Source organism: Planctomycetota bacterium, assembly GCA_016125255.1.
Lineage (GTDB): Bacteria > Planctomycetota > Phycisphaerae > Phycisphaerales > Zrk34 > RI-421.
The window spans coordinates 17873-27719 of sequence record WGMD01000039.1 but is presented as its reverse complement, the minus strand read 5'-3'; the positions used below and the strand labels follow the sequence as shown (position 1 = coordinate 27719).

5 protein-coding genes and 2 rRNA genes are annotated in these 9847 nt (G+C 63.6%); 6 read left to right on the top strand and 1 reads right to left on the bottom strand.

Annotated features, from left to right (window positions below):
• The 4 genes from GC162_20665 to GC162_20650 all read left to right on the top strand — a co-directional run.
• Positions 1 to 376: ribosomal RNA gene (locus tag GC162_20665) — 23S ribosomal RNA — on the top strand; the annotation flags it as partial.
• Positions 377 to 529: 153 nt separating this feature from the next.
• Positions 530 to 639, top strand: a 5S ribosomal RNA gene (gene rrf / locus GC162_20660).
• 227 nt (positions 640 to 866) lie between these two features.
• Positions 867 to 1787 carry a hypothetical protein gene (locus GC162_20655; GenBank protein ID MBI1371050.1) on the top strand — a complete coding sequence of 307 codons (921 nt, stop codon included), beginning with the start codon at positions 867 to 869 and terminating at the stop codon, positions 1785 to 1787.
• A 214-nt stretch (positions 1788 to 2001) separates the two neighbouring features.
• Positions 2002 to 2835 carry a hypothetical protein gene (locus tag GC162_20650; GenBank protein ID MBI1371049.1) on the top strand — a complete coding sequence of 278 codons (834 nt, stop codon included), beginning with the start codon at positions 2002 to 2004 and terminating at the stop codon, positions 2833 to 2835.
• An 87-nt stretch (positions 2836 to 2922) separates the two neighbouring features.
• On the opposite strand, the gene GC162_20645 is transcribed toward GC162_20650, so the two are convergent.
• The gene (locus GC162_20645) at positions 2923 to 4002 is read right to left on the bottom strand and encodes a phosphoribosylformylglycinamidine cyclo-ligase (GenBank protein ID MBI1371048.1); all 1080 of its coding nucleotides are present in this window, start codon (positions 4000 to 4002) and stop codon (positions 2923 to 2925) included.
• Between the two features lie 74 nt (positions 4003 to 4076).
• Here GC162_20645 and GC162_20640 point away from each other — a divergent pair, with 74 nt between their 5' ends.
• The gene (locus GC162_20640; GenBank protein ID MBI1371047.1) at positions 4077 to 6860 is read left to right on the top strand and encodes a hypothetical protein; all 2784 of its coding nucleotides are present in this window, start codon (positions 4077 to 4079) and stop codon (positions 6858 to 6860) included.
• Complete coding sequence (locus tag GC162_20635) at positions 6857 to 9838, top strand: AAA family ATPase (GenBank protein ID MBI1371046.1); 2982 nt, start codon at positions 6857 to 6859, stop codon at positions 9836 to 9838. The genes GC162_20640 and GC162_20635 overlap by 4 nt, the downstream gene beginning before the upstream one ends.
• Positions 9839 to 9847: the final 9 nt, after the last annotated feature.

Sequence of the window (9847 nt, the reverse complement as noted above, 5' to 3'; positions counted from 1 at the left end):
GGGGCTGAAGGCGGTCCCAAGGGTTCGGCTGTTCGCCGATTAAAGCGGTACGCGAGCGGGGTTCAGACCGGCGTGAGCCAGGTCGGTCCCTATCCGCCGTGGGCGTAGCATTCCTGAGAGGCTTCAACCATAGTACGAGAGGATTTGGTTGGACGTACCCCTGGTGCGCCAGTTGCACTGCTAAGTGCATCGCTGGGTAGCTAAGTACGGCAGGGATAACCGCTGAAAGCATCTAAGCGGGAAGCCCCCCTCAAGATAAGGAATGCATGGACTTCGGTCCGAAAGACCCCGGGTAGACCACCCGGTTGATAGGCTGGAGCTGTAAGGGTCGAAATACCTTAAGGTGACCAGTACTAACGGTCGATTGCTTGATCACATCGACTTTGCGTCGATGTCTATCAACGCCCAATCACCTATGCATTACCCCGCGTTCAACATACACCGGCTCAAACCGGATGTGAGGAATGCCCATTCCAGACTTGCCACTGAACATTCACGTGGCCCGGCCCGAAAGTGCCAGGCCACGCTTGTCGGTGACCGAACAGATACGTGGAGACACCCGATCCCATCCCGAACTCGGAAGTTAAGCGCGTATCGCCGATGATACTGGCCTCGCCGGGAAAGTAGGTATCGCCGACTTTATGAGCTTCGCAACCCAACGGTTGCGAAGCTCTTTTTATTTCCGCACCGGCCCGCCCCATTCCGCTCGGATCTGACAAAACCGGATTTCGATTGACCACACCGAACCAACTTGCCATACTTTAGTTATCAAATCCATAGAGCGACGTCGGGGTGTCTCCGAGGCCGGCTCTTGAGGATGATGATTTTCCAGACAGACAATTTTATCAAACAATGGGAGTCGCAAGATGATATCGAATGTGTCGCTCCGCAATGTCGTTGCGCCGTGGCATTGGCTGCTGGGGCTTGGCGCCGCGATCTGGATTTCGATCGCGCCCGGGTCCGCGCAAGCCGTCCTCATCAGCAACGACAACGGCAATCCGATGGCCGCCCAGTATTTTCACCTTCAGGCCTACGCTGAAATCAAGGAGCCGGCGGGCAACATCCTCAACGAGGCCGGCCGCACCGGCAGCAGCAGCGGCAACCTGCCCATCGCCAGCGAATCGGGTACTATCAGCGCCAGCGGCTCGAGCTTGAGCTACAGCGCCTTCGCCGCGCTCGACGCATTCGGTCACGCCCGCGTCGCCGCCACCGCAAGCATCACCAACTCCGTGGCGAACTTCGGCTACAACGTCGTGGCTTCGCGCGGCAGCCGGACGCAGGCCTTCTTCTCCAGCGCGCAGACGCCCGGCCGCGTCGTGTTCAATTTCACCGTGACCGGCACCGAATCGTCGCCCTTCGGCCTGGCGCTGGGACGCGTCGATTTCCTTGCCCGTGCGTTCACGCCCGGTTCCGGATCGTTCTTTGACGTCTTTGGCTCCGATGCCCTGCACGCCGTCGGCGCCGGCACCTACAGCTTCACCTACACCGGTTCCACCGCATCGCCGTTGGACATCCTCTTCTACGCCGCCGCCGGGGTCATCACCCAGGACGCCGGCGTTCCGGGCTCTACGAATTTCACCGGCTTCGCCAACTTCGCCAACACGTTCAATCTGACGAGCATCGACGTGTTCGATACCGATGACCAGCCGATCGACGAATGGACGCTCATGGACGCCGCGACGAACGCCGCAGTGTTCAATCAGGACGGGCGGATCAGCGCGATCCCCGAGCCCGCGACGCTCGCGCTTCTCGTCCCCATCGCCGCCGCCTTCTTCCGCCGCCGCTGAGCTGTGAAGATCATTGACAACACTTAAAAAAGCAGTCCCGCCTTGCTTGCGCTCTTTCCTCGGGCGCGGATTGGTTCTGGCGGGGGCGACAACCTTCGCGCTGTTCGCGCCACCGGCGTAGGCCGTCATCTTCGGCACGCTCTCCAACTTCGATTGCTACAACGAAACCCCCGAGCCCGCCGAAGGATTTGAGATCGAGCTCGAAGGCCTCCACATGAGCGATGTCTTCGACAATTTCCCATCCCATTACAACATCAAGAACATCACCGAGTACAACAACGGCGGATCGAACTTTGGCGTCCGCCTGACCTACGAAGATTATTTCTTCGTCGATAGTTCCAACGTCGCCCACACCACCGTCAACCCCAACGCCAATCCGCAGAGCACCAACGGGCACTTCTGCGTGAACCTGCCCGATTGCGAACACTTCGGGTTCGGCGTCGTCACGCAGCCCACCGCGACCCGCACGTTCTGGCTCAACAAGAATTCCGACGGCTCATACTCCCGAATCAACAGCTCGCCCCTGAGTATCCCCAACCCGACCTGGAACTTCGTTCCCCCCGCCAACCCCGGCGGGCAGGCCATGCTTCAGGCCGCGGTCCAAGCGCCCGAGAACGAAGTGCAGTTCCAACTTCCCGACTCCCTCTGGATGAAAGTCTACGAAACCGAGATGGACCACTTGATCGATCTCGCCGACCTGATGTCGCATGAAGGCGCCGGTATCGTCCCGCAGGAGGCGGCGGAAGTCGAAACGGAATGGGAGCTGCTCGAAGGCGGCGTCATCGGCATGAATGAAAAGCCCGTCGGCGCCAATGACAAAGCCGTCATCCGCCGCTACGAATTCTTCCAGTACACCGGCGCCTACGACCCGGAAAATCATGAGCCGCTCTCTAATTGGAACGGCGTCGGCGATCCGCCCGCCAATGAACTGGGCGACTTCATCGCCGCCAACATGGTCGCCGCGCTCCTGGCCCCGATTCCCGATCCGTCGTCCGTCATTTTCATGCTCGGCCTCGGCGCCGCCATGCTCACGCGCCGCCGCCGCTGAACCTCATCATGCGATGTCATGATCAACAAAGAAGCCCGCGGTCTTCAACCGCGGGCTTCTTCTATTTTGTCGTGAATTCCAATCGCGTCAGACGATTTTCACTTCCCCTGATCCCGCGACGATCTTGCCCAGCACGTGCACCTTCTGATGCGCCGCTTCGAGCTGCTTCTTGACCGACTTGGCGAACGGCGGGCGGACGATCACGCAATACCCGATGCCCTGATTGAACACGCGGTCCATTTCGTCCTGCGCAACGTTGCCGTGCTTCTGCAGGAACCGGAAAATCGGCGGGACGGTCCAGCTTTTCCGTTCCAGCTTGGCGTCCATATTCTTGGGCAATACGCGGTTGACGTTGCCCACGAGGCCGCCGCCGGTGATGTGCGCCATGCCGCTGATGACGCGCTTGACGCGGTAATAGTGCAGCACGCTCATGATCGCCTTCGCATAGATCCGCGTCGGCGTCAAAAGCACCTGGCCCAACGTCTTGTCCGTCTCCAGCTCCGGGTACACCTTGTCGAGCTTGAGCTTCTTCTTATCCACGATCGCGCGGACCAGCGAGTAACCGTTGGAATGAATGCCCGACGATTCGAGGCCCAGCACGATGTCGCCCTTGCGCACCTGCTTCTTGCCGTCCATGACGCGCCGCCGCTCGATGACGCCGACCGCGAAGCCCGCCATGTCGAATTCGCCCTTGGCGTAAACGTCCGGCATCTCAGCCGTCTCCCCGCCGAGCAGGGCGCATCCGCCCTGAACGCATCCGTCCGCGACGCCCTTGACCATGTCCGTCGCCTGCTGCGGGTCGAGCTTGTTGACCGCCAGATAATCGAGAAACAAGAGCGGCTCCGCGCCGCCGACGATCAGATCGTTGACGCTCATCGCCACCAGATCGATGCCGACCGTGTCATACACGCCCATCTGCGCCGCGAGCTTGACCTTGGTGCCCACGCCGTCCGTACAGGCGACGAGCACCGGGTCCTTGTAGTGGCGCTTGAGCAGCTTCTCCCGGTAATCGAGCGAGAAAAGACCGGCGAAACCGCCGTGCTGATCGATCACGCGCGGGCCGTAGGTCCGCTGCATGTGGCGACGGATCATCTGCACCATCAGGTCGCCGGCGTCGATGTCCACACCGCTGGCGGCATAGGTCATTTGTTTTGCTTTGCGGGCCATAAGGGCGGATAGTGTATCAAATCGCGGGCAATGCACACACTGGCGTCACCCGCCGGCTTCGGTACACTCTCACGATGCCGATGCGACGTGAATTTCTGGGTTGGGACGCCGCGTGTCTGCCCGCCGCGGCGTCTTGGCTGCTTCGCCATCTCGGTCCGCAGATGCGAGACGTCACCGTCGCGCTGCCCGGCTCGCGCGCCGGCCGGCGATTGCTCGAACTGCTCGTTGAATCCGCCGCCGCCACCCGTACCATTTTCACCCCGCCTCGCCTCATCACCGCCGGGCAGATCATCGACCATCTTTACCCGCCGCCGATGAACCCCGCCGGCGACGTCGCTCGGCGGCTGGCATGGTCCCGCGCCTTGATCCGCACCGATGTTGACATTCTTCATGACCTTGTGCCCGAATTGCCCGACGATGTCCACGCGCTGGCGGGTGAACTCGATCAACTCTACGAGACCGTCGCCGCCAATGGTTTGGACTTCGCAGCCGTCGCCGATCGAGCCGCGTCGCTGCCCGACTTTCGGGAAGGCGAACGCTGGGCCGCGCTCGCGGCGATCCAGTCGCATTACTTTGACGAGTTGCAGCGCGTCAAACTCGTCGATTTGCAGGCCCATCGCGCCGCCGCCGTGCGGACCGGCAAGCCGCGCGACGGCGGTCCGCTCGTGCTCATCGCGCTCGCCGACCTGAACACGCTCCAGCGCCGCGCGATCGAAGCCGTCGCCGATCGCGCCATCGCACTGATTCACGCGCCCCCCGATCGCACGGACGATTTCGATGTACTGGGCTGCCTGCGCATTGATGTCTGGCACGAGGTGAAGGTCAATCTGCCCGACGCCCTGATCGAAGTCGTCGATCGTCCCGCCGATCAGGCGGCGGCGGTGGTGTGTCATCTCGCCGACCTCGATCCGCCCGTCAGCGCCGATCAGATCACGATCGGCGTGTGCGATGATGAAGTGGGCCCGCACCTGGAGCAGCGCTTAAAGGCGCACGGCGCCGCGGCACGCTCCGCCGGCGGCGTTGAAGTCGCTCGTACTTCGCCGCTGCGTTTCCTCGCCGCGCTCGCCGACTGGCTCGAGCATCGTCGCTACACCGACTTCGCCACGCTCCTGCGCCACCCCGATGTCGAAGACTACCTGCGCGATCAACTCGCCGCGGAGGGCATCGACGACTGGTTGACGCTGATGGATGACTACTACAACCGATACCTTCAGGTGCGGCTCACCGGGCGGTGGCTCGGTGAGGAATCGACAGCGGCGCGGCTCAAGTCGGTGTATGACGCGGTGCATGTGGGTCTGCTCGCGGACCTGAGCGACACGCCGCATCCGCTGCGCCAGTGGGCCGCGCCGCTGGCGCAATTGATGATCCGCCTTTACGGGCGTCATCCGCTCGACCGGGGCGTCGAATCGCATCGGCTGATCATCGAAGCGTGTCAGCGCGTGCGCGAGGTGCTTGATGAAATGCTCGAATTGCCCGCCGATCTCGACGAGCCGGTCACCATCGCCCGGGCCCTTCGAATGTTGATCGCGCATGCCGTCCTGCGCGAGCCGATCGCCCCTGAGGCCGACGAAGCGGCGATCGAACTGCTCGGCCCGCTGGAGCTTCAACTTGATGACGCCGCCGTGCTCATCATCACCGGCTTCAACGAAGGCCGCCTGCCCGCGTCCGTCAATGCCGACCGATTTCTGCCCGATGCGATGCGTCGCCATCTGGGGCTCATCGACAATCGCCGTCGATACGCCCGTGACGCTTACGCCTTGTCCGCCATGCTCGCCTCCCGCCGGCGGATGCATCTGATCGCCGGTCGTCGCGGGGCGCAGGGCGATCCGCTGCTGCCGAGTCGGCTCATGTTCGCCTGCGATGACGCCGATCTGCCGCGGCGCGTCGGCCTGTTTCATCACGCCTCCGCCGCACGCCTCGTCAGCGCCCCCGTCTCACCGCACGGCGTTGCCAGCGCCTTCAAGGTGCCGCCGCCGCCGGACCCGCTCGCCGAGCCGATCACGTCGCTGTCCGTCACTGCGTTTCGTGCGTACATCGCCTGTCCCTATCGCTTCTATCTTGGTCACGTGCTCGGGCTCACCACGCTCGACGATCAGATCGAGGAACTGGACGGCGGGGCGTTCGGCTCGCTCGCGCACGAGGTGCTTAGTGAATTCGGCCGCGGGCCTGCGGCTCATGCCGTCGACGCCAAGGTCATCGCCAAATCGCTCGACAAACTGCTGGATCGGGCCGCGGCGCATCTTGTCGGCGTTGAGGCGCTGCCTGCGGTGCGCGTGCAGGTCGAGCAATTGCGCTCCCGGCTTCATGCCTTCGCCGCATGGCAGGCCGAGTGGGCGAGCGAGGGTTGGCGGATTGCGACGAAGCATGTGGAGCACGCTGTCCGGCGTGAGCATGGCGTGTCGATCAACGTCGATGACAAGCCCATGGGTCTGACCGGCCGCATCGATCGCGTCGACGTCCATGAACGCACCGGCGAAGTCGTCGTCTTCGACTACAAGACGGGCGACGTCGGCGACGACCCCGAGAAGGCGCACCGCAAAAAGAGCGGTGAATGGATCGATCTCCAGTTGCCGCTGTATCGGTATCTGGCGGCGTCGATGGGCTATCGCGGCGCGGTGCGGCTCGGCTACATCCTCCTGCCCAAGTCCGAACATCTGGTGCGGGCGGCGATCGCGGAGTGGACCGACGACGATCTGCGCCATGCGGACGAGACGGCCCGGGACATCATCCGGGCGATCCGCGATGAAGTCTTCTGGCCGCCGAGCGAGGGCATCGTGTTCGACGATTTCGCGGCGATCTGCGGCGTGGAGCAGTTCATCGCCGCCGGCGACGAAGCGGAAGGCGAGGACGAGTCATGAGCGAGCCGTTCTCACCGCTGTTGATTCGCGCGTCCGCCGGGACCGGCAAGACGTATCAGCTCTCGGAGCGCTTCATCGGTCTGCTCAAAGCCGGCGAGTCGCCGCAGCGAATTCTCGCCACGACTTTCACGCGGAAGGCCGCGGGGGAAATCAGCGATCGTGTGCTGAGCCGGCTCGCCGAGGCGGCGGAAAAAGGCGACGGTTCGTCGCTGATATTACTGGCGAAGGTCGCACGGAATCTGCATCGATTGAGCATCGGTACGCTCGACAGCTTCTTCATCCGCATCGCCCGTTCGTTCGCGCTGGAGCTGAACCTGCCGGCGACGTGGCGCATCGTCGACGCGATCCAGCAGCGGCGCATGCAGGTCGATGCCGTCCGGGCGATCCTCGGCTCCGAAGACCCTCGGACACTCGTCAATCTGGTGCGCCTGCTCAATCCCGGCGAAGTGAAACGCGGCGTGCACGATCAGATCATGAATGTCGTCACGGCGCTGCATCAGGCGTATCGCGAGCAGCCGGACCCGGCGGCGTGGCAATGGCTCGAAGAACGCCCGACCCGGCCGATCGAAGAATTGCGAAAGGCGATCGAAGCGCTGGCGGAAATGGATTTGCCGACGACGCAGAAGGGGACGCCGGTGGCGGCATGGAAAAAAGACAAGGAGCGGACGATTCACGCCGCCCAGTTGCAGGATTGGGAGACACTGCTTCAAAGCGGCATCGCGGCGAAGATGCTCGCAGGCGAGGACAGCTACAGCGGCAAGGAGATCACCGACGACGTCGCCGAGGTGTTCGAACCGCTGATCATTCACGCCGGCAACGTGCTGCTCAACCGTCTGCGCGACCGCACGCGCGCGACGTTTGAGCTGCTTAAGCGCTTCGACGGGCAATATGAAAAGATGCGGCGATCGACGGGCACGATGCAGTTTGCGGATGTAACGCATGAGCTGGCCCACGGAGGCGAGCGCGTCGACCTCGACGACTTGTACTACCGTCTCGACGGGAGGATCGCGCACCTGATGCTCGACGAATTTCAGGATACGTCGTTCGAGCAATGGCGCGTGCTGCACCCGATGGCGGGCGAGATTCTGTCGCAGTCGGGGATGGAGCGGTCGTTCTTCTGCGTCGGCGATGTGAAGCAGGCGATTTACGGTTGGCGCGGCGGACAGGCGGAGATTTTCGACACACTCGAGGAGAACTGGCCGCAGATCCGCACGACGACGATGGACAAGACACGTCGGTGCAGTCAGCCGGTCGTCGACACGGTCAACGCGGTGTTCGCATCCGTGGCGACGAATGCGGCGGTGCCGTCGGATTACAGCGCAGGGGCGCAGCGGTGGGCGTCGCGCTTCCGTGAGCACGCGGCGCACGACCAAAAGCAGCCGGGATACGTATGCATCGAGACGGGGCCGGAGGATGGGCGCGGTTGGCGAGCCAAGTGCATCGACACGGCGTACGCCGCCGCGCGCATCAAGGCGATCGCCCGCGATTGCCCCGGTCGATCGATCGGCGTATTAGTGCGGACCAATGATACGGTCGCCCGGTTGATCTACGAACTGCGCCGCGGTGACGACGGCATCCGCGCCTCCGAAGAAGGGGGCAACCCGCTGACCGATTCGCCGGCGGTTTCGACCGTGCTTTCGCTCTTGAAACTGGCGGACCATCCGGGCGATTCGGCGGCGGCGTTTCATGTGATGAAATCGCCGGTGGGCGAGATGATCGGGCTGCACGATCTGTCGGAGTCATCGGCGCGTCGCATCGCGCTCAACGTGCGGCGATCGCTGATGCAGCACGGATACGGGGCGACACTCGACGAATGGGCCCGGCGTTTGGGTCCATCATGCGATGCGCGCGATGTGCTGCGCCTCGGACAGCTTGTCGAGACGGCGCATCAGTACGAAGCGGACGCCACGGTCCGGCCGGGTGATTTTGTGCGCATCGTCGAAGGGCAACGCGTGGCGGACCCGACGGCGAGCGACGTGCGCGTCGTGACGGTGCATCAATCCAAGGGCCTCGAGTTCGACATCGTGGTGCTGCCGGAGCTGGACGGGTCGATGGGCTTGAGCGCGATGCAGTCGCTGCTTTGGGCGCGCGAAAAAGCCGACGAGCCGCCGGGTCGGATGATCCGCTATCCCAACAAGACGGCGCGTCTGCTCGATGACGATGTGCGGCAGGTGTATGACCATGCGGCGGGGGTGGTGTTCGGCGAGTCGCTGTGCGTGCTGTATGTGGCGATGACGCGGGCGCGGCATGCGCTGTACATGATGCTGCGGCCATCGGACAAGGACGCGAAACTCACGCCCGCCGGGATCATCCGCGAAGCACTGTCGCTCGATGCCGCCGCGCCGGAGGCGACGCTCTGGGAGCGCGGCGGTGCAGATTGGCACCGACGCGCCAAAAAGAGAGACGACGCCGCGCCGGGCATCGAGCTTCGCACGATCACGCTGGACCTGCCTGCTTCGCCCCATCGCCGACTGCTCCAGCGGCGGTCGCCGTCGCAGATGGAAGGCGGGACGGCGACGGAGATGGCGAAGCTGATGCAACTGGGGCGGGGCGGGCGAGCGTACGGCTCGCAGGCGCACGAACTGCTGGAAGGCATCGAATGGCTCGACGACGCGGTCATCACGGATGAAGTGCTTGTGAAGATCGTCGAGAAGCCGGCGGTGCGCGAATTGCTTACGCGCCCGGCGGGCGCGGTGCGCGTACTGCGCGAGGCGCCCTTCGCCGTGCGGGATGGACAAGTGATGATGACGGGCCTGTTCGACCGGCTGGTGCTCACGGAAATGGACGGGCAGGTGACGCACGCGCACATCATCGACTTCAAGACCGACGCGGCCGACGATGTGACGGACATCACCGAGTTCTACCGTCCGCAGATCGCCGCGTATCGCAGGGCGGCGGCGGCGATGTACGAGCTGGATCCGAAGGCGATTCGTGCGACGCTCTTGTTCACGCATGCGGGCGTCGCGGTCGAGGTGTGAGGCGGGTCG